Source organism: Moritella marina ATCC 15381, assembly GCF_008931805.1.
In the GTDB taxonomy this organism is placed as follows: domain Bacteria; phylum Pseudomonadota; class Gammaproteobacteria; order Enterobacterales; family Moritellaceae; genus Moritella; species Moritella marina.
In genome coordinates, this window is record NZ_CP044399.1 from 4425047 (window position 1) to 4446672 (window position 21626).

17 protein-coding genes are annotated in these 21626 nt (G+C 40.0%); 10 read left to right on the top strand and 7 right to left on the bottom strand.

What is annotated here, in order from left to right:
- The first annotated feature begins 17 nt into the window (after positions 1–17).
- The 3 genes from FR932_RS19965 (at position 18) to FR932_RS19975 (ending at position 2879) form a co-directional block, all read left to right on the top strand.
- Positions 18–1031, top strand: a complete 1014-nt coding sequence (locus tag FR932_RS19965; RefSeq protein ID WP_019442188.1) for a restriction endonuclease — start codon at positions 18–20, stop codon at positions 1029–1031.
- Between the two features lie 222 nt (positions 1032–1253).
- On the top strand, positions 1254–2033 hold the full coding sequence (locus FR932_RS19970) for a radical SAM protein (RefSeq protein ID WP_019442189.1): 780 nt from the start codon (positions 1254–1256) through the stop codon (positions 2031–2033).
- A gap of 243 nt (positions 2034–2276) precedes the next feature.
- Positions 2277–2879: a peroxiredoxin C gene (locus FR932_RS19975; protein WP_019442190.1), complete on the top strand. Its 603-nt coding sequence runs from the start codon at positions 2277–2279 to the stop codon at positions 2877–2879.
- A 141-nt stretch (positions 2880–3020) separates the two neighbouring features.
- Here the strand turns inward: FR932_RS19975 and FR932_RS19980 are convergent, their stop codons facing one another.
- Together FR932_RS19980 and zur are read right to left on the bottom strand one after the other, a co-directional pair.
- Positions 3021–3485 (bottom strand): chemotaxis protein CheX, encoded by a 465-nt coding sequence (locus tag FR932_RS19980; RefSeq protein WP_019442191.1) that lies wholly within the window; start codon positions 3483–3485, stop codon positions 3021–3023.
- 22 nt (positions 3486–3507) lie between these two features.
- Positions 3508–3948: a zinc uptake transcriptional repressor Zur gene (zur, locus tag FR932_RS19985; protein WP_019628937.1), complete on the bottom strand. Its 441-nt coding sequence runs from the start codon at positions 3946–3948 to the stop codon at positions 3508–3510.
- 441 nt (positions 3949–4389) lie between these two features.
- Here zur and dusA point away from each other — a divergent pair, with 441 nt between their 5' ends.
- From dusA to FR932_RS20015, 6 genes are all read left to right on the top strand, one after another.
- Positions 4390–5382, top strand: a complete 993-nt coding sequence (dusA, locus tag FR932_RS19990) for a tRNA dihydrouridine(20/20a) synthase DusA (RefSeq protein ID WP_019442193.1) — start codon at positions 4390–4392, stop codon at positions 5380–5382.
- Between the two features lie 344 nt (positions 5383–5726).
- Positions 5727–7346: a methyl-accepting chemotaxis protein gene (locus tag FR932_RS19995; protein ID WP_019442194.1), complete on the top strand. Its 1620-nt coding sequence runs from the start codon at positions 5727–5729 to the stop codon at positions 7344–7346.
- Between the two features lie 508 nt (positions 7347–7854).
- Complete coding sequence (locus FR932_RS20000) at positions 7855–9018, top strand: porin family protein (protein WP_019442195.1); 1164 nt, start codon at positions 7855–7857, stop codon at positions 9016–9018.
- Positions 9019–9029: 11 nt separating this feature from the next.
- Positions 9030–9443 (top strand): type 2 periplasmic-binding domain-containing protein, encoded by a 414-nt coding sequence (locus FR932_RS20005; protein WP_019442196.1) that lies wholly within the window; start codon positions 9030–9032, stop codon positions 9441–9443.
- Between the two features lie 309 nt (positions 9444–9752).
- Entirely contained in the window at positions 9753–10898 is a 1146-nt protein-coding gene (locus tag FR932_RS20010; RefSeq protein ID WP_019442197.1) for a carbohydrate porin, read from the top strand.
- An 11-nt stretch (positions 10899–10909) separates the two neighbouring features.
- Complete coding sequence (locus FR932_RS20015; protein ID WP_019442198.1) at positions 10910–11323, top strand: type 2 periplasmic-binding domain-containing protein; 414 nt, start codon at positions 10910–10912, stop codon at positions 11321–11323.
- Between the two features lie 109 nt (positions 11324–11432).
- Here the strand turns inward: FR932_RS20015 and mrdA are convergent, their stop codons facing one another.
- A complete protein-coding gene (gene mrdA / locus FR932_RS20020; RefSeq protein WP_019442199.1) occupies positions 11433–13364 on the bottom strand; it encodes a penicillin-binding protein 2 in 1932 nt (643 codons plus the stop codon).
- A gap of 268 nt (positions 13365–13632) precedes the next feature.
- Here mrdA and rraB point away from each other — a divergent pair, with 268 nt between their 5' ends.
- Positions 13633–13995, top strand: a complete 363-nt coding sequence (gene rraB / locus FR932_RS20025) for a ribonuclease E inhibitor RraB (RefSeq protein ID WP_019442200.1) — start codon at positions 13633–13635, stop codon at positions 13993–13995.
- On the opposite strand, the gene FR932_RS20030 is transcribed toward rraB, so the two are convergent.
- The 4 genes from FR932_RS20030 to pepA form a co-directional block, all read right to left on the bottom strand.
- Positions 13990–16107 (bottom strand): sensor domain-containing protein, encoded by a 2118-nt coding sequence (locus FR932_RS20030; protein ID WP_019442201.1) that lies wholly within the window; start codon positions 16105–16107, stop codon positions 13990–13992. The two genes, rraB and FR932_RS20030, sit on opposite strands and share 6 nt — an antisense overlap.
- A gap of 237 nt (positions 16108–16344) precedes the next feature.
- On the bottom strand, positions 16345–19206 hold the full coding sequence (locus tag FR932_RS20035) for a valine--tRNA ligase (RefSeq protein WP_019442203.1): 2862 nt from the start codon (positions 19204–19206) through the stop codon (positions 16345–16347).
- Positions 19207–19239: 33 nt separating this feature from the next.
- Positions 19240–19683, bottom strand: a complete 444-nt coding sequence (locus FR932_RS20040) for a DNA polymerase III subunit chi (RefSeq protein WP_019442204.1) — start codon at positions 19681–19683, stop codon at positions 19240–19242.
- Positions 19684–19948: 265 nt separating this feature from the next.
- On the bottom strand, positions 19949–21472 hold the full coding sequence (pepA, locus tag FR932_RS20045; protein ID WP_019442205.1) for a leucyl aminopeptidase: 1524 nt from the start codon (positions 21470–21472) through the stop codon (positions 19949–19951).
- Positions 21473–21626 lie beyond the last annotated feature (154 nt).

The following is a 21626-nucleotide window of genomic DNA, read 5'->3' on the forward strand; positions in this document are numbered from 1 at the left end:
TATTGTAAGGAGATAATATGGGGTCAATTTCGTTTGAAAAAGGTCGATTCGCCGATCATCTTCATGAAATTATTGGTTACAAATCGGGAATTGCAGCCTCTATAGAGCACATGTGTGATCTATTAAGTGGCACTGGCTTTGATGATAAAATATCAAACTCTGAAATAAATGGGCTGCGTATTCGATCTGATGATTATGAATCTCTGTATTATGAACTTCTTCATAAAGTTGGAGTAACTGATAAACCGTATGGTGGAATATATGAGGTTTTTCAAATCCAGAGAGAAATGGAAAAATCTGAAGGTATGGAGTTTGCCACTAACATACAAGATATATACCATAGAAACATGCGTTTAGAGACGACGCGATCTATTCAAGAAAACAAAAAGTCATTAGATCCTACGGGAATGATGGAAGAAGCTTACAATAAGTATGGGAAGTTAGGTCTAGATTCAATACTGAAATTAATTTATGGATACGCAGAGCTTATGAATTACAGCCCACAGTCTGCTATGCGATTTCATCAGTGGGGTAACGTCATAAATATTGAAGATTTATTTTCAGAGTATAGGCCTGTTGTTTCCGACGGAATTTTTCTTGATCAGCGTTTCATTGATTACTTGTCAGTAAATACTGAAAAGCTATGTGGTATACATTGGCGCAAGTTTGAAGAATTAACGGCTGAGTGTTTTTCAAAGTTTGGGTATAGTGTTGAGCTGGGTCCAGGTAGTAATGATGATGGAGTTGATGTTCGAGTTTGGAATGATGATCAACGCGGAGCTCCTAAGTACATAATTCAATGTAAAAGAATGAAGTCCAAAATTGACAAGGTTACTATTAAAGGCTTATATGCAGATGTACTTCATGAAGGAAGTGAACTTGGAATCTTAGTCACCTCATCTGAGTTAAGTGTTGGAGCACGTAAAACAATATCAGCCAGAAGTTACCCTATTGAAGAAGTTAACAATGGTAAAATTAAGTCTTGGCTAAGTGAACTTCGAACTCCAGGAAGTGGTATCGTCCGTGTGTAAAAACGACATGTGGTAGATTCGATTCAAGCCAGCATCAATTTATTGTCGTTTATTTGCATTCTGCACGAGTGGTAGTGCAGAATTATTTTTGACTACTAACCGTATTTATATTACATTAAATATTGTATGTAATATAAATTGTTAGTTACAGACCCATTCTATATCAGTGATCTAATCACTCGACACATGAAATATTATAGTTTCACCTCAACTACCGTGTCTATGTATACGCAACCACAGAAAAAATTTCGCGCTAAAAAAATAGATGATATCGAAGCTGAAATTTTAAGTGTTGTTGCCAGCGGTCAAAAACATCAGCGTGTTTTTCTAGCAGACGGCGATGCGATGACATTACCGTTTAAACGTTTAAAAGAGATCTTATTACTGATCCGTAAACATATGCCTGATGTGCAAAGAGTGAGTGCTTATTGCCTGCCGCGTAACATCAAAAGCAAATCATTGGCAGAGCTTTATGAGTTAGGTAATTTAGGACTCGGTATTGTTTATGTTGGTTGTGAAAGTGGTGATGATGAGGTGCTGGCGTTAGTCGAAAAAGGTGAAACGTACGATTCACAACTTGATGCGTTATACAAACTCAAAGGCGCAGGCATTAAAACCTCGGTGATGATATTAAATGGCCTTGGTGGTACTGAATTTAGCAAACAGCATGCATTAAACTCAGCTCGCTTGATGAATGAAGCACAACCAGATTATTTATCCACATTAGTAGTGTCTTTTCCATTGGGACAAGCTAAATTTGCACACAATTTTAAAAATGGTTTCCAATTACCAGATCAACACGGATTATTTCTGGAAATGCAGATGCTGCTAGAGAATTTAGAATTAAATAACACCGTATTCAGATCAGATCATGCCTCTAACTATTTGTCTTTGAAGGGCACGTTAGGGAAAGATAAAGCGCAGTTGTTAGCGCAAGTGCGTCGTGCGATTGAAGCACCAGAGCATAGCAAATTGCGTAAAGAGTGGCAGCGCGGACTATAAGTTTAGGTTTATCATATTAAACGTCGTTATTATCACAGGCTTAATAAAAACAGCTGACACGAGATGACAACAAGAAAGTGCGATGCTATGGTTATATTTCAATAATTTTTATCTTATGAACACTTAATTACCGATAGCTTTAAACTATCAAAATGATTGGGTAAAGCAATTGGTTTAAGATTATATTTAATGTAAAAATTATGCCGTAAATAAGCAAATATTTAATTAATTTAGGAGATTAAAATGGTTTTAGTAGGACGTCAAGCACCTGACTTTACAGCTGCAGCAGTACTAGGTAACGGCGAAATCGTTGATAGCTTTAACTTCACTGAATTCACTAAAGGTAAATCAGCAGTTTTATTTTTCTACCCTCTTGATTTCACATTTGTTTGCCCATCAGAGCTTATTGCTTTTGATCACCGTCTTGAAGAATTCCAAAAGCGCGGCGTTGAAGTAATCGGTGTTTCAATCGATTCACAATTCAGCCACAACGCATGGCGTAACACAGCTATCGAAGATGGCGGTATCGGTCCAGTTAAATACCCACTAGTAGCTGACGTTAAGCACGAAATCTGTAAAGCATACGACGTTGAGCATCCAGAAGCTGGTGTTGCTTTCCGTGGTTCTTTCCTAATCGACACAAACGGTGTTGTTCGTCACCAAGTTGTTAACGACCTTCCTTTAGGCCGTAACATCGACGAAATGCTACGTATGGTTGATGCATTAAACTTCCACGAGAAAAACGGTGAAGTTTGTCCTGCACAATGGGAAGCAGGCAAAGAAGGTATGGACGCATCTCCAGAAGGCGTTGCTAAATACCTAACTAAAAATGCTAAAGGCCTATAATTTTCACTTACTCTGTTAAGTAAAAATTAAGTCTTAATAAAAAAGCCAATCTCATTGAGATTGGCTTTTTAGTATCTGGGATTTACGATTGATTGGTATTGGCTTAGTTATTGAATTAGCTATCTAGCTTAGTGATCTAGTTTAGTTATCGAAACATATCTCAATTGAAGCACTGCCAAATTGACTTGTGAGCGGCAGTAACAATTTAGGCCCTTCTGATTTATGGGTCACTGTATGGCCCTTGCCGGATACCACAATCGGTGTCGACATATCAAAATCAAAGCCTTTATCAGCTAAAATACGTTTTGCACCACCTGTTACCATGTTGGTTATCTCACCAACCATATCAATGACTTCAGCATCAATTTTCGCCGGTTTTTCACCCAGCATGTTATTCATGATCGCTAATGCTAATGATTCATCAAATGTCAGCGCAAATGAACCTTTAGCTTGGTCTGACATCATGCCCATAATACCGGAGATATCACCTTTAGCTTTATCATCTTTTTTGAGTCTTGGCTTGCCAGGCGTTAACTCCACTTGTGCCATGGTATTCAATACGTTTAATAAAGACGAGATAAATGGATTAATAAATTCTACACGCATCGTTTTTGTTCCTGAAATTTAATTATTCACGACAATCGGCACAGATACCGTGTGCTTCTACTGTCTTGGTCGTAATTGCAAAACCATGCTCATCTGCAAGTGATTGTAGCAACTCTTCAATTTCGGTGTTATGTAATTCAATCACGCCACCACAACTCTTGCATAAGAGTAGTTGCGAAGGGTGTTTCTCACCAAAATGCGGGCATAAAATAAAGGCATTACTTGATTCTATTTTATGGATGAAACCTTCTTCGAGTAGAAAATCGAGGGCTCGATATACTGTCGGTGGTTTGGCATTTGGTTCTAATAGTTGCAGCTGAGCAAGTAGATCGTAAGCACTGATCATGGCATTGTGTTGCGCCATTAATAAAAATATCTGCTGCCTAATAGGAGTGAAGCGAACCGCACGCGTAACACAAAGCTGCTGAGCTCTGTAGAGTAAATTGTTCGCTGAATCTGTCATAGGGATCATTAAAATTGCTGAGAAAAGATAATGCTAACACACTAGAGGCACTTTTCTAATTATAATAGGCTACAAATAGCGCCGTAATTGCCTTTTTTAGTGGTTTTTAGTGTATTTTTTTGGCTTATCTCTGGCGGTTATAATTAATTATAAGTATTTTTACGTTTGGGTTGTTTATCAATAAATAATATATGGTTATTTTATTTATCAATCCTAATTTAGCCTGGCGAGTTTGAAAAAGGTCTCGCTCACTAGATCCTCCTTTAGTACGTCATTGACAAGCGCTCATTTAAACAAGATCTTTATTTTTGAAACTAGGTGACGCAGGGTGTATGATCGCCTCCTTGTTTTTCATACTAACGGCTTCGCTGTCGTACCAATTTGAAAGCAACCTGATAAAATTCAGCGCTACTGCGCATCCAGATAAGAGATAATAAAGCAATGACCAAGCAAGCTATCACCAGTGTTCATGCCCCTGGGCGTTTTTCTATTGCCCCAATGTTGGATTGGACAGACCGTCATTGCCGTTACTTCCACCGCTTGTTGACCAAGAATACTCTGCTGTATACCGAGATGGTCACTACAGGTGCTATTATTCATGGTCGCGGTGATTATCTTGCTTACAACCAAGAAGAGCACCCAGTGTCGTTACAGCTCGGTGGTAGTAATCCTGTGGATCTGGCACAAAGTGCGAAATTAGCACAAGAGCGTGGTTATGATGAAATTAACTTGAATGTAGGCTGTCCATCTGACCGTGTGCAAAGCGGTAAATTTGGTGCCTGTTTAATGGCGGAACCGACGTTGGTGGCCGATTGCGTTAAAGCGATGCAAGATGTGGTTGATATTCCTGTGACGGTTAAGACCCGTATTGGTATTGATGATCAAGATTCATATGAATTTTTACAGACGTTTATCCAGACCGTTGCAGCAACAGGGTGTAATGACTTTACTTTACACGCGCGTAAAGCCTGGTTAAGTGGTTTAAGTCCGAAAGAAAACCGTGAGATCCCAGAGCTTAATTATCAACGCGTTTACGATATCAAACAGGATTTCCCTGCGCTATTCATTGGTATTAATGGCGGTGTTAAAACACTAGAAGACACACAATTGCATCTAGGCCATATTGATGGTGTGATGATGGGACGTGAAGCGTATCATAACCCTTTCTTGCTAAGCCAGATTGATGAGCAGGTTTACGGCGCAGAAAAATCAACGCTAAGCCGTCATGATTATGCTGAACTGATGTTACCGTATATTGAAAACCATATCCGTAATGGCGGCAGCTTAACGCATATTTATCGCCATATGCTGGGTTTATTCCTTGGCTTACCGGGTGCCAGAGCGTGGAAGCGTCATCTTAGTGAGCAAGGACATAAAAAAGGCGCAGGTGTTGAAGTTGTGCAAGCAGCATTGCTATTAGTACCTAAGAACTAAAATCATCGTTCCTAAATGCAAAATAATTGATTTGAAAGAATTCAAAATGATAAAGCTTATTATGATTTATATAATAAGCTTTTTTTTTGTATGATTTGTAAGTACGGGTTACTTATTAACTACCTAAGCTCGTTTGGGGTAATTTATTCAGGTAGTATGAATAGTCTAATACTAACGATTTAATAACATCTAATATAAAAAAATAGGTCATGATTTTAATTTTAAGGCCGATAAGTTATTAGAGAATTTTAGGATATTGTCCGGTCTATAAGTTAGATCAAAGGGACTGAATTGGTATTGTCATCATATATCAAACTAACTTACAAACGCTACAGAGGTATTAAATGGGACTCTCCACCCAACTAAAAATCAAGCATAAGATCGGTATTCTTTCGGCGGTTGTTGTCGTCAGTTTCTTAACTTATCTGTTCGCCAATATTCTGGTGGTGAAAGAGAATAAAGAACGTTTATCACAACTGTCTGCCATTTATTATCCAGTACTTGAAGCCGCCACGATCAGTAATAGTAAAATTTCTGAAATAACGCAAGCAATTGAAACATCTGTCACCATAGGTGATGAAGATATGCTGCTTAGTGCGGATGAGGTTTATGCTGACCTGATCGCCCAATTAGATTTTATTAATTCTATTCATCCTGATAAACGTAGCGAGTTACTGTTAATTAAAGCTGAAGCTAAAGAGTATTATAACTCGGCTAAATATTTAGCTAATGGCTTGATTACTGGTTCTATATCGATGGATAACTTGTCTAATTTGGCGGAGAAAAATAGCCTGAACTTAGAAAAGTTATTAGCAGATCTGAGTCAGTTTAAAGAAGATAGCCAAGCAGACTTTACCGCTTTGATTGAAACTTCATTAGCGAGCTCAGATAAGAGCCGTAATCGTGGTGTGATGTTAGGTGTCGGTGTGATTATTTTAGTGCTTGCTGTGTGTTATTGGCTGACAGTATCGATCACTGGCAGTATTCGTAAAGTATCTGATTCGCTGCAAGCAATCGCGCAAGGCGATGGTGATTTGACGGTACGTATTGATTACGCCAATAAAGATGAAGTGGGTGATCTGGTTCATTGGTTTAATCAATTTTTAGATAAGCTGCATGGCAGTATCAGTGAAACCATTAATTCAATCGATTCGCTATCACAAGCGTCGACGCAATTAGCGACATCAAGCTGTACGTCTAAATCGCGTATTCAAGAGCAAAGCCAGTCAATTGATCAGGTCTCTAGGTCGATGAATGAAATGTTTGAGACTGTCAGGCATATTGCTGATTATGCATCTAATGCCTCGGCTGAGGCGAGCAGTGCAAATAGCGAAGCGGAGACGGGTACCGTGGTTGTTAAAAAGACCATTGAAGCCATACACGAACTGGCTGATGAAGTAAAAACGGCCTCAAAAGTTATCGATGAATTAGATTCTCATACTAGCAATGTGGGCCTGATCCTCGACACTATCCGTAGTATCGCCGATCAAACTAATTTACTAGCCTTAAATGCAGCGATTGAAGCGGCACGTGCGGGTGAACAAGGACGAGGCTTTGCTGTTGTTGCAGATGAAGTTCGAACTCTGGCATCTCGAACACAAGACTCAACGCAAGAGATCCAACAAGTATTGGAAGAGTTGCAACGTGCGTCAAGAGGCGCTGTGGAAGCGATGCAACGTGGGATGAGTAAAGCGGATATGGGCGTCGAGCAGTCATCGAGTGCAGGTAATTCTCTGACTAGTATTTCGGGTAAAGTTGAAGCCATCAATGTCGTCAATGAGCAAATCGCATCGGCAACAGAAGAGCAGGCGCAAACTTCGAAACTGATACATGGTTATATCGATGAAACGCATTCGATTGCGACACAAGTATCTGAAGATACCGAAGTACTGGATGAGATAACACAAGCTATAGAAGCTGCTACGCAACAATTAAGACAAGCAACAAATCAGTTTAGTGTGTAGTCAATAACGACAATTTGCTTGCTACACGAGATTTCTAAGGAGAGAAATTTTATAAGCAAGCAAATTGATACTAGATACTAGATACTAGATACTAGATACTAGATACTAGATACTAGATAGAGAACCCCTGCCACAAAGCTATCTTTAGCTATTTATATGTCAGCGGACTTATTTTTTCCTTCTTTCCTGTTTAGTTATCCCTAAATTCTATTTTGATGTAACTCACAATACAGCTACAAAGTCAGAGCTTTGTTAGGTTATTAAGTAGTATTGATTCTGAGTTCATTAACCGACATAGGACTAACTTCAATTACTTATATGTTTAACGCTCGCTTATCCATCGATTAGAATAATTGTTCTACATATTTGTAAGCGTGTGTCATTTCCGCTAATTACAGTGACCGTGTTAGTATAAGGTATTGTTTAAATTGGTTTTATTGTTTTTTATTAATGTTTAGTAAAAGTGATAAAACAATATGATTATTGGCTATTTACCTAGGATTGATGGATGAAAAAAGTATTTACGTTGTTACCACTGGCTGCAGTTTGTGCAACGCAATTTGCTTACGCAGCAACGGACGCAGAACGCCTAGCACAAGTTGAACAAGAACTTGCGATGTTACAAGAGCAGAGTTCTTATGATTCACTTGAAGATCGTATGACGATTAATGGTTTCTTTACCGGTAAGATGGTTACCGCTAACAACGATGCTGGCTTTGATAATGCAACGACTACGCCTAACTTTGCTGACGGCAGTAAATTGGGTCTGCAAGGTACGTTTGCGTTAACGGATCAAACGCAAGTTGTTGCGCAGCTTGTAGGCCGTGGTAGCGATGACTGGACACCGGAGATGGAATGGGCTTTCTTGAGCCATGACTTTGATAACGGCTTTGTTGCTCGTGTCGGTCGTTTACGTTTACCGCTATATATGTATTCAGACTTTTTAGAAGTGGGTTATGCACAGCCTTGGGCGACACCGCCAGCTGATGTATATACCATCGCACCGATTACATCATTCAATGGTGTTGATGTTACTTACGAGCGCGACCTTGGTGATGCGACATTAGCATTGCAAGCAAGTTATGGTAGTGATAAATCATCAGGTGATGATAACTCGGTTGAAGAGGATGTTGATTTTAAAGATATATCTGGTTTATCTGCAACATTAAGTTATGAAGATTGGGTATTCCGTACTACTTATTTTCAAACAGAGTTAAATTCAAAGCTGACATTTAATAATGATCAAGGCCAGTTTATTGGTGCGGGTGTTAGTTATGATAATGGTTCGCTAATTGCTATTTCTGAATATACTATTTCAAAAGTAGAAGGTGCTTATGCCGATACTGAGTCTGCATATATCACGCTGGGTTACCGCGTAGAAGCATTCACACCTTATGTGAGCTATTCATATTTAAAAACTACGGATGATGAAAAAAGAATTGCAAACTCACCTCAAAGTGCAGCTCTTAATTGGCAGCGTAGTACCTATAGCGTTGGTACCCGTTATGATATTAGCGCCAATTTAGCATTGAAATTAGATGTGACTTACGCAGGAAATTTTGGTGATACTACAGGTGCATTAAGCAGTAATATCAGTGAAACGAATGGTATGGACACGCAAGAATTCGATGACACTATCGTTTATACCATCTCATTTGACGCAGTATTTTAAGGAATATAATGATGAATTTATTAGCTAAAGTTGTGCTAACAACGGCATTGTTTTCTGGTGTTGCGCAAGCGGGTGTTGTGGTTATTGGTAACCCAAGTGGCCCAGATGCATTATCAAAGTCTCAAGTATCAAAACTATATTTGGGTAAATCTAAAAAACTACCGAATGGCAGTAAAGCTAGTGTATTAGAGCAAGCTAAAGGTAGTACTGTTCGTGACGATTTTCATGGTGCAATCACAGGTAAAAGTGATGCGCAGTTACAAGCATACTGGTCACGCTTAGTATTTACAGGTAAAGGCAAACCGCCAAAGTCACTGAGTTCGTCAGCATTAGTTAAAAACTCAGTTGCATCGAATATCAACGCAATTGGTTATATTGATGAAGCGGATCTTGATGCTTCAGTGAAAGTGGTATTTAAACCTTAATCACTGAACAGAATGATAGATTGTAATGATACCGAGCTATAGGCTCGGTATTTTTTTATAACATAATAGGTATTTACAATGTTTCAATTTTGTTAATTGATCACTGCCTAGAATGAAAGTTCAACCTAAACAACCCTGGCTAGATGACAACTTGTAATAATGTGATTTAGATCTACAAAACAAAATATGTAACTAGGAATAATACCGTCATACTAAGTGATAAGGTTGTTAACAATAATGTAATCTTGTAGGACCAATTTTGAATAAATGCAAAATGGACTAACGTGTTTTAGGATAAGGAGATTTTAGATGAAAAAAGCATTTATAATGCTACCGCTTGCAGTTGCTTGTGCATCACAGTTTGCGATAGCTGCGACAACAGATGCACAGCGTCTGGCACAACTTGAGCAAGAATTAGCGATATTAAAGGAAGCGAGCTCTTATGATTCGCTATCTGATCGGATGACTATCAATGGTTTCTTCACTGGTAAAGTCGGTATTGCTAATAATGATGCGGGATATAATGGCTATGATAAAGATGCTGATTTCTCTGAAGGCAGTAAACTGGGTCTGCAAGGTTCATTTGCACTAACAGAGCAAACCAAAATTGTTGCTCAGCTTGTCGCACGTGGTAGTGATGATTGGTCTACCGAAATGGAATGGGCGTTCTTAAGCCATGATTTTGATAACGGTTTTGTTACGCGTATCGGTCGTTTACGTGTGCCACTGTACATGTATTCAGATTATCTAGAAGTGGGTTATGCACAACCTTGGGCGACACCTCCAACAGAACTTTACAGTATTGTGCCATTGTCATCGTTTGATGGTGTTGATGCGATTTATGATTTTGATATGGGTGATGTTGCAGTCACGTTACAAGCAAGTTATGGCCATGCAGATCGTGATACTGGTGAACTGCTTGGCGAAGTAGACTACAAAGATATTCTCGGCGCCTCTGCATCATTTTCTTATGAAGACTGGGTTTTCCGTAGCACTTATTATCAAACAACACTTGATACGACTAAAGATGGTCAAATAGTAGAATTTTTTAATGATGCGCAAAGCTATTTTGCTGGTGTTGGTCTGAGCTATGATAATGGTTCATTACTTGCGATCTCAGAGTTTGCAGTTTCTGATGTTGAAGGTCAATATTCGGATACAGAGTCTGGTTATATCACCCTAGGTTACCGTATTAGCGACTTCACTCCCTACGTGACTTATGCTTTCCTTAAAACTACTGATGATAGTGAGAGGGTTGCAGCTTATGAGCCTGCCTTTAACTGGAAGCGTAATGCTTACAGCATTGGTACTCGTTATGACATTAGTTCAAACCTAGCACTAAAAGCCGATGTTACTTATGCTGATGGTTTTGATGGTACATCAGGTGGCTTGGATTCAAATGTAGATAATGAAGACACAATCGTTTACACCGTATCATTTGATGCAGTATTTTAAGGAGAACTTTGATGAAACTATTAGCTAAAGTTGCCTTAACAGCAGCATTAATCTCAGGTGTAGCACAAGCGGGTGTTGTGGTTATTGCTAACCCAACAGGTCCTGACTCATTATCGAAATCACAAGTATCTAAACTGTATTTAGGTAAATCGAAAAAATTACCTAATGGCGCTAAAGCACAAATTATTGAGCAAGCAACAGGCAGTGATATTCGTGGTGAATTCCATTCGGGTGTAACTGGGAAAAGTGATTCACAACTACAAGCTTATTGGTCACGTTTAGTGTTTACTGGTAAAGGTAAACCGCCAAAGACGATTGGCTCATCAGCATTGATTAAAAGCCAAGTCGCATCACATGCCAATGCGATTGCTTATATTGATTCATCAGAAGTAGATGACAGTGTGAAAGTAGTATTTACACCTTAATGTTTAGTGGATAGTACACAAGGTATAGCTAAACAGAAATCATCAGTTTAGCGTGATGAATAACGATAAAAACCTCCGCATAACACGGAGGTTTTTTTATTACTTTTATCTAAGAGGCTTTATTTATTAGCGCTGATGGCGGTGTTAATGTTGGTTTTATTAAGACATAATCCATTATTTTTCTGACCATGGGCGCAGCACGTCGACCCCAGCCGCCATTTTCGAGTACAGCGGTTACTAATACTTTAGGCGACTTAATGGGGGCAAAAGCAGTAAATAGAGCGTGATCTCGCAAACGCTCCGTTAATTCCTCGGCATTATAATTTTCGCCATGAGCAAGCCCAAATACCTGACTCGTTCCTGATTTCCCGGCGGCGTCATACGCAATATGACTAAACGCTTTACGACCAGTACCTGTCACGAGTACGCGTCGCATGCCTTCTTGAACAATACCCCATGTTTCAGGTTTTACGCCGTTAAGTTTAGCAAAGTCCTTGAAAGTAATCGGGGTATCAACACGATTTTCAATGATGCTATTAACAATATGTGGTCGATGTACCAAGCCTTTATTGGCAACCACTGATGTCGCTTTGGCTATTTGTAGTGGTGTTGCAGTCCAATAGCCTTGTCCGATACCTATCGGGATGGTATCGCCTTGATACCAGGACTGTTTGTAATGCGCTTGCTTCCATTCTCTAGTCGGCATATTTGCGCGACTATCCTCATTTATATCAACGCCTGATGGCAGACCATAACCAAATTTGTTCATCCAAGCGGATAAGCGATCAATCCCCATGTCATAAGCGATAGGGTAAAAGTAGGTATTGACCGATTTTTCTATTGCTTTGTAAATATCAACTTCGCCAAACCCCCAACGTATATCATCTCGCCATTTTCGGGTGTTGGTATTGGGGATACGCCACCAACCAGCATCATTCCTTTTGGTATCAGGTGTGATGACACCTTCGGCTAATGCTGCTGCGGCAATCATAGGTTTCGCTGTAGATCCCGGTGAATAAGTACCGAGCGTGACACGATTGAATAAAGGTCGGTCTGGATCTGCTAACAGTGCTTTATATTTTGTTGATGAGATCCCATGCACAAATAAGTTAGGGTCATAACTTGGACTAGACACCATGGCCAAAATAGAGTCGTCACTTGGATCTAATACCACCAAGGCCCCACGCTTATGCTTAAGCACTGGCTTACGTGTGAGTGGATCTATTTTTTTTTCGGTCAGCAATTTGTTAGCATATAGCTGAAGGTTTATATCGATATTAAGTTTTATATCTTTACCTGGTATTGGTGGGACCGTTTCTAATGTACGGATCACTCTGCCTTGATTATTGACTTCAACTTTTGCAAAGCCAGATTGGCCATGCAGGGTTTCTTCATAAGATCGTTCAATACCTAGTTTTCCGATGGTTCTGGTCGCTCGATATTGCTTATATTTATGCTGCTGCTTTAATCGCTTGATATCACGATCATTAATTTTAGCGACATAGCCTAATATGTGGGTTAAATTTTCTCTATACGGATAATAACGCTCGAGAAAAGCATCAACAAAAACACCGGGGAATTGGTACTTATGGACGCTAAATAGTGCGACTTGTTTTTCGCTTAACTGATCGACCAGCGACACAGATTTAAAGTGTCTTGTATGCTGTATAGACTGTTTAAAGTCGTTGATATCAGCTTCACTTAGTTCAAATAGCGTTTGTAGTTTTGCTAAGGTAAGGTCTATGTTTTTAATTTGTTCTGGCACAATTTCAAGCGAGTAAATGGGTACATTTTTCGCTAACAGTATGCCATTTCGATCATAAATTAATCCTCGATTTGGTGGTATTGGCACAATTCGAATACGATTATTATTCGCCCGGCCAACATATTTACTATAACCAGAGACCTGCAAATGATATAAATTGGCGAGAAGTACTGCTGTCATGGCCACGAGCATAAACACTGACGCGGCTGTGCGACGTGTAAAAAGTGCAAGGGTGTCTTCCGGATTTTGGATGGGAATACGTTTTGTGTTTATCAAAATAATGGTCAACCTAATACATAATGCAACACGCTAGATCATAAATATTAGCGTGTGATAAATTTGAAATAATATCGATATTAGCTGTAGACAAGCGAGTCTGAGTTAAGTGCCAACATCGCGATGAAATAGTGAGAATAATATTCTTTTAGCCATCCTGTCGGCTTATCTAGCGCTATGTTTGAGGTGTTATTTTGGGTATAATTTAATGGCATGAATATTAAAACCAGAGTATTCTTCATACATCATAACTAAAGAGATTAACCTAGTGGATTTTGAAAAAGAATTTGCCGAGCTGAAAGTTGAAGCCGAAGAGATCATTGATAACTTATTAGAAGATGGCAGTGATCCTGATGCTGTTTATTCTATTGAACATCATTTTGCTGGTGATGATTTTGCACAGTTAGAAAAAGCGGCTATTGCTGCATTTAAGCTGGGCTACGATGTATCAGATCCTGAAGAAGTTGAGCTAGAAGACGGCCAAAAAGTATTCGCATTCGACTGTGTTGTTGAAACAGAACTAGATATTGATACCATCACACGTGATATCGAAGCGCTACTTAAAATGTCTATCGAACAAGATGTTACTTATGACGGCTGGGGCACTTTCTTCGAAGAAGAAGCATCATAATACCTGTAAAGAAAGCATTGTTTTTACTGGTTGCTGATAAGTAATATTATTGTCAGTGGTATGGTGTGTTTTATACCACTGACAAAATTTGTCGCTCGGTAACGGCCGACTAAATAAATACCCCTGAAATTGATCACATTGCTGGGCTTGTAGCCACTGCATTTGTGACTCTTCCTCTACACCTTCCGCTGTCACGGTAATATTCAACTCCCTGGCTAAACTGATCACCGAGCGTGTAATGGCTGTGGTGGTTTTATCTTGTTCAAGTTCATCGACAAATGATTTATCAATTTTAAGCTTATGCGCAGGCATATTCTTTAGATAAGATAATGAGCAATAACCTGTCCCAAAATCGTCGATAGACAAACGCACTCCGAGCTCAATTAATTCCGCTAACATATTTTCTGCAGTTTGGTTTGACTCCATTAATGCACTTTCTGTTACCTCGATTTCTAGTCTGTGTGCAGGGATATCGTAGTATTCAATGTCATGTTTTATTTTACTAATAAGCTGTGGATCGTTGAATTGGATCGGCGATAAGTTGACGGCCATAAAAATATCAATATCTTGTGCTCGCCATTGTGCAAGTTGCTGACAGGCTTTTTCTAATACCATTTCACCGAGCTGCCCGATCAAGTTATTTTTCTCGGCAAGGTCAATGAATTTAACCGGCATGATTAACCCTTGTTCTGGGTGATGCCAACGGGCAAGTGCTTCGACACCAAGCACGCTCTTACTGTTTGCATCGATAATTGGCTGGTAATATAAATCGATGGATTTATCATTTATTGCTTGTTTTAAATCATCTATTAAGCGTTTTTCAGCCTCTGCATGCGCTTCTAATATAGGGTCAAATAGGGTGTAATTTTGTTCTATATTTTTACGCGACCTGAGTAATGCCTGTTCACTGCAAGTAAGTAATTTATTGGTATCTTGAATGGTATCTGGGTAGTTCGTTGCGCCAATGCATATAGCTAAGTCAATAACCTGGCCCTGAATGGCTATTTTTCTATTAAGCCTATCGATTAATTTATTACACAGATAATTAAGCTGTGCTGGTGAACTAACTTGATCGGTTAAAATTGCAAACCGATCTCCTTGTATACGGGCTAAGTGAGCGGCGTTAGGTGCCATCTCCTTAATCATGCCACCAACATAAATAAGGACTTTATCACCGACCTCCGTACCGTATTGACTGTTTAGCTTACCCAGTTTTTTTATATCGATGAGGATCATGCCCCAACTATGTTGCTGATTGATATTTTCAAGTTCTTGTAAAAAGGTGGCTCGGTTTAATTGTTGCGTTAATTGATCGTGCTTGGTTAATGTGGCTATTTTTTCGAGGGTATTACGGCGTTCTTTAATATCACGAGATATGCTGACGGTACCGACTAATTGATTATTTTGAATGACGGGGTGTTTGTGTACATCGACATAGACTTGTCGGCCTGCTAATTCAAATTCCATTTTGTAATTAGCACTTTTATAGTTTGATTTTAGCTGACTATCATAATCGATGCTGACCTTGGCTGTTGATTCCGGTAGTATTTGAGTAACGGTTTTACCTATTACATCGGTTTTTTTCTTTTTCGCTAACTTAAGCGCTGCACGATTACATTCGACGATACGGCCTTGCATATCTTTGTAAATAACAAAGTCAGGTAGGGCATCAAAAATAGAGTTCAGTAAGGCAGTCTTTTCTTGTAACTTTTGTTCTGAGCGAAACTTACTCGATACATCAACAGCAATACCCAGTAAGCCAATAATTTTACCTGTGTGGCTGTGCAGTGGGATTTTGGTTATTTCAAACTGACCTTGGCCATAAATAGTTTCCATATGCATGGTTTTGGCAATGACGCTGCGGCCGTGGATTAGCGCTTCTTGATCGGTTTGTAAGAGTGCTTTGTTAGGGAGTTGCTTCTCTTTCAGCGCTGGCTGTAGTTGTGCATCAGTCTTACCTATAATGAATTGCTCTGAGGGTAAATCAAATAAGGATAAGCAATGTTTGTTGCAGCCCAAGTATTGGCCGTGAATATCTTTCCAAAAAATGCCAATTGGCAGATGTTGAATTGCATTGATCAATATATGATTCAGAGAGTCCGTGCTACCCATAACCTATCACTCCATTCCTTGGTGTTGACATTTATAGCTAAGCTGTTGGTTTATTTATAACGACAACTTAATGTTATTAACAATTATTTTACATCTTAAGGGTTGGGATGGGAATATTTTTACGGGATGTTGATGGGTTATTTGTGATGTCTATGGCGTATTTATTAGAAATAATAAATAAAAAAGGGACAGCTGATTAATCAGCTGTCCCTTTTTAGGTAAGTACGATTTTAACGATTAGATCGATTCAATTCGTGCTTTTTGAGCGTCAAGTTTAGCAATAGTACTTTCAAATTCCGCTAGTTTTTCACGTTCTTTAGCAATTACTGCTTCTGGCGCTTTACCAACAAATTTTTCGTTGTTTAGCTTACCTGAAACACGGTCTAAGTCTTTTTGGACTTTTTCCATTTGCTTGTTGATACGTGCAATTTCAGCATCTTTATCGATTAAGCCAGCCATTGGAATTAAGATTTCCATGTCGCCTAATAGTGATGTTGCTGAGATTGGCGCTTCTTCATTATCACCAAGAATTGTAATCGCTTCTAGTTTCGCTAATGAACTTAGGAACTGTTGGTTTTCGTCGAGACGACGTTGCTCTTCAGCACCTACGTTTTTAAGCAAGATAGAAATTGGCTTGCTTGGGCTGATGTCCATTTCGCCACGAATGTTACGTACAGCGATAATGAATTTCTTCACCCATTCTAGATCTTGCATTGATTGCGCATCAACTTTGTCTGCATCAAACTCAGGGAATGCCTGTAGCATGATCGTTGCGCCTTGAGTGTGCTTACCAGCAAGTGGTGCAACACGCTGCCAGATCTCTTCAGTGATGAACGGCATGATAGGGTGCATCAAACGTTGTAACTCTTCTAGGATCGTTACTAGGGTATGACGTGTACCACGCAGTTGCGCTTCTGTACCTTGTGCAAATACTGGTTTAGTTAATTCTAAGTACCAATCGCAGAACTGATTCCAGGTGAATTCGTAAGCGATGTTTGCTGCCAGATCAAGACGGTAAGTATCAACTGCTTCACGATAAGCTTTGATTGATTCCTGGAATTGGCCTTGGATCCAACGATCAGCAAGACTGAATTCCATGTCGCCGCCATTTTGGCCACAATCATGTTCTTCTGTGTTCATTAATACGTAACGGCTTGCGTTCCACAGTTTGTTACAGAAGTTACGGTAACCATCAAGACGTTTCATGTCCCAGTTAATGTCACGACCAGTCGATGCCATTGCTGCTAATGTGAAACGTAATGCGTCAGTACCGTGTGCTTCGATGCCGCCTTCGAATTCTTTACGCGTTGCTTTTTCAATTTTCTTAGCAAGTTGTGGCTGCATCATGTTACCAGTACGTTTTTCTACTAGTGACTCAAGGTCGATACCGTCGATCATGTCTAGTGGATCAAGTACGTTACCTTTTGATTTTGACATTTTATCGCCAGCTTCATCACGTACTAAACCTGTTACGTAAACAGTTTTAAAGGGTACTTGTGGCTTGCCGTTTTCATCTTTAATGAAGTGCATCGTCATCATGATCATACGTGCAACCCAGAAGAAGATGATGTCGAAACCTGTTACCAGTACATCACTTGGGTGGAACACTTTAAGATCTTGAGTTTGCTGTGGCCAGCCTTGCGTTGAGAATGTCCAAAGCGCAGATGAGAACCAAGTATCAAGTACATCGTCGTCTTGACGTAATGCAATTTCAGGACCTAAGTTGTTTTCTGCACGCACTTCCGCTTCATCACGACCAACGAATACATTGCCTTCGTTATCATACCAAGCTGGAATACGGTGACCCCACCAAAGTTGACGTGAGATACACCAATCTTGTACGTCGTTCATCCACGAGAAGTACATGTTTTCGTACTGTTTTGGCACGAACTGAATTTCGCCATCTTTCACTGCGTCAGTTGCTACTTTCGCCATTGGACCAACACTTACATACCATTGGTCTGTTAGTAGTGGCTCAATCACAACACCACTACGATCGCCGTAAGGTACTTGTAGTGTATGTGGTTCAATTTTTTCTAATAGCTCAAGCTCTTCAAACTTAGCGACGATTGCTTTACGGGCAGCAAAACGCTCCATACCTTGGTATTCAGTAGGGATAGTGAACGTTAGTTCAGTGTTTTCTGTGCCGTCTGAGTTGATGATTTCCGCTTCTTCACGGATATCTGCGTTTTCAGTTAGGATGTTGAACATCACTAAGTTGTTACGCTTACCAACTTCGTAATCGTTAAAGTCATGAGCAGGTGTAATTTTTACACAACCCGTGCCTTTTTCCATATCTGCATAGTCATCAGCAACAATTTTTATGCGACGGCCAACGATAGGAAGAATGATGTCTTTACCAACAAGCGCTGCATAGCGTTCGTCTTTCGGGTGTACTGCAACTGCAGAATCACCTAGCATTGTTTCTGGACGTGTTGTCGCTACAACGATGTAATCTTTACCGTCAGCTGTTGTTTCGCCATCTGCTAGTGGGTAGCGGAAGTACCACATGCTGCCTTGTTTTTCTTTGCTCTCAACTTCAAGATCAGAAATAGCAGTGTGGAATTTTGGATCCCAGTTTACTAGGCGCTTGCCACGGTAAATTAGGTCTTCTTTAAATAGACGTACGAATACTTCTTTTACTGCTTCAGACAGACCGTCATCCATAGTAAAACGCTCGCGGTCCCAATCAACAGATGTGCCTAAACGACGCATTTGACGCGTGATGTTGCCACCTGATTCGTTTTTCCAATCCCAGATCTTGTCGATAAAAGCATCACGGCCATAATCGTGGCGCGTTTTGTTTTCTTCAGCTGCAATCTTACGTTCAACAACCATTTGTGTTGCGATACCCGCGTGATCGGTACCAACCTGCCATAACGTGTTGTTACCTTGCATACGCTTGTAACGTGTTAGCGCATCCATGATCGTTTGTTGGAAGGCATGACCCATGTGCAGGCTACCAGTGACATTTGGCGGTGGGATCATGATGCTGTATGCATCTTGTGTTAGATCGCCGTTTGGCTTGAAGTAACCTTGCTCTTCCCAGTTCTGGTAAAGCGCTTGCTCAATGGCTTGGGGATTGTATATTTTTTCCATAGGTCTGCTTTCTAATTCTCAATGGTTGATTGATTATTCGGCGTTCACAGTTAACAGCTGTAACCCTGTTTGACGATAATGTTTGTAACGTTCTCGGGCTTGTTGTTTTAAGCCGTCTTGATGCGGTACAAAATCGATAATCTGATTAAAGTTAACTGCAAATTGCGGTGTATGGTCGTGCAGGTTGATAAGTACCTGATAGCGGTGACGGGGCGGTTGAAAACCAATTTCAACGGGCGCGCCATTACGTGGACCTTCACCTTGTAAATTATGTGGTACAAAACTGTTCGCATCTAATTGCCACAGGTATTCGTCAACTTGATTAGCTGTCGATTCATCGTTGGCGTGAATATAGACGCGTTGTCCTTGCTGATAAAACTCACCAGCCAGTTTACAGGCAAGTTCATGATGCTGTGGCATGTTAGCCGCAACGCCATTTTTAGATTCTTGCATGATATAAAAAGTGACTTTTTTCATCGGTAGTTTTACGCCCAATTACGAACAGTTAAAGTTTAAAACATAACTGCGTATAATAACACAAAGCAGGGGCGGGAAAATACAGTTGTCGGGGTAATATCTGGATATACTGTAGGGGTATTCAGTCTTAAAAACTAAAAAAGGCCGCAATCGCGACCTTTTAGATATTTATAGCGTAGTATTTTTATAGACTACGCCACATACTCACCGCGTGATTTTTTATATTATCATGCGAGACTTTTTATATTCTCATGCGAGAGTGTAATTAAGCTTCGTCAGCTTGTTGTACTTCGCTACGCTCTGTACGGTTAAGCAAGAACTGTGTCAACATCGGCACTGGACGACCTGTTGAACCTTTGTTCTTACCACTTACCCAAGCAGTACCGGCGATGTCTAAATGCGCCCAGTTATACTTTTTAGTAAAGCGTGATAAGAAACAAGCTGCCGTGATAGTACCGCCACCTGGACCACCAATGTTTGCTAAATCAGCAAATGGACTTTCAATTTGTTCTTGGAAGTCGTCAGTGATTGGTAAGCGCCATGCTTTATCAGCGGCTTGATCTGACGCATTTAATAATTCATGTGCCAGTGGATTATGCGTAGATAGTAAACCTGTGATGTGATGACCCAGTGCAACAACACAGGCACCCGTTAAGGTTGCTACGTCGATAACTAATTCTGGATCAAAACGCTCAACATACGTTAATACGTCACATAATACTAAACGGCCTTCAGCATCGGTATTTAATACTTCAACAGTTTGACCTGACATTGTCGTGATGATGTCACCTGGACGGTAAGCATTACTGCCTGGCATGTTTTCACAACCAGCAAGAATACCAATAACGTTAATTGGTAAATCTAACTTAGCTAATGACTTCATTGCACCAAGGACACCTGCAGCGCCACCCATGTCATATTTCATTTCGTCCATGCCTGCGCCTGGTTTCAATGAAATACCACCTGAATCGAACGTTAGACCTTTACCAATTAAGACAATAGGTTTTGCATCTTTATCTGGATTACCTTGATAATTAATAATCGACATCTTAGCTTCGTTTGCTGAACCTTGAGATACAGCAAGGTAAGATTCCATTTTTAATTCTTTCATTTCAGGTTCGCCCAAGATCTGTGTGGTGATCTTGTCACTTTCATCAGCGAGTTGGCGTGCTTGATTTGCAAGGTAAACAGGGTTACAGATATTTGGTGGCATATTTGCTACGTCTTTACATAGACGCATACCACTTGCTACTGCTAGACCGTGAGCAATGGCTTTTTCACTGGTTGGTAAATCACGACGTGAAGTCACGTTGAATACCATTTTACGTAATGGACGACGTGTTTCTTCTTTGTTGCTTTTCAGCTGGTCGAAACGGTAGCGACTTTCGCGTGCTGTTTCAACGGCAAAGCGGATCTTCCAATAGGTATCGCGACCTTTAACATTAAGTTCAGGTAGGAAACAAACAGCTTCCATTGAACCGGTTTCGTTCAAGGTGTCCATTGTCTTTTTGATGATTTGCTTGTACTGACGCTCATCTAATTCGCGTTCTTTACCGCAGCCAACTAATAACACACGTTCGCTTAGTACGTTCGGTACATGGTGAAGTAATAATACTTGACCTGGTTTACCCTCGATATCACCGCGACGTAATAGGGAACTTAAATAGCCGTCACTGATCTTATCAAGTTGTTCTGCTGCTGGTGATAAACGACGTGGTTCAAATACTCCGACAACAACACAAGCACTGCGTTGCTTCTCAGGGCTACCACTTTTTACATTGAACTCCATGGACTCTCCGGTTTCCTAAAGACAAAATCAAATATTTATAACATAATAGGGGGTTATACATATTTAATTAATCAAAAACTAAACATTTTCAGATAAAATGGGTGTGCAGTTAAGTATTTATACTGCCTTTGCAGCTGAGTCTACCTAATTATGA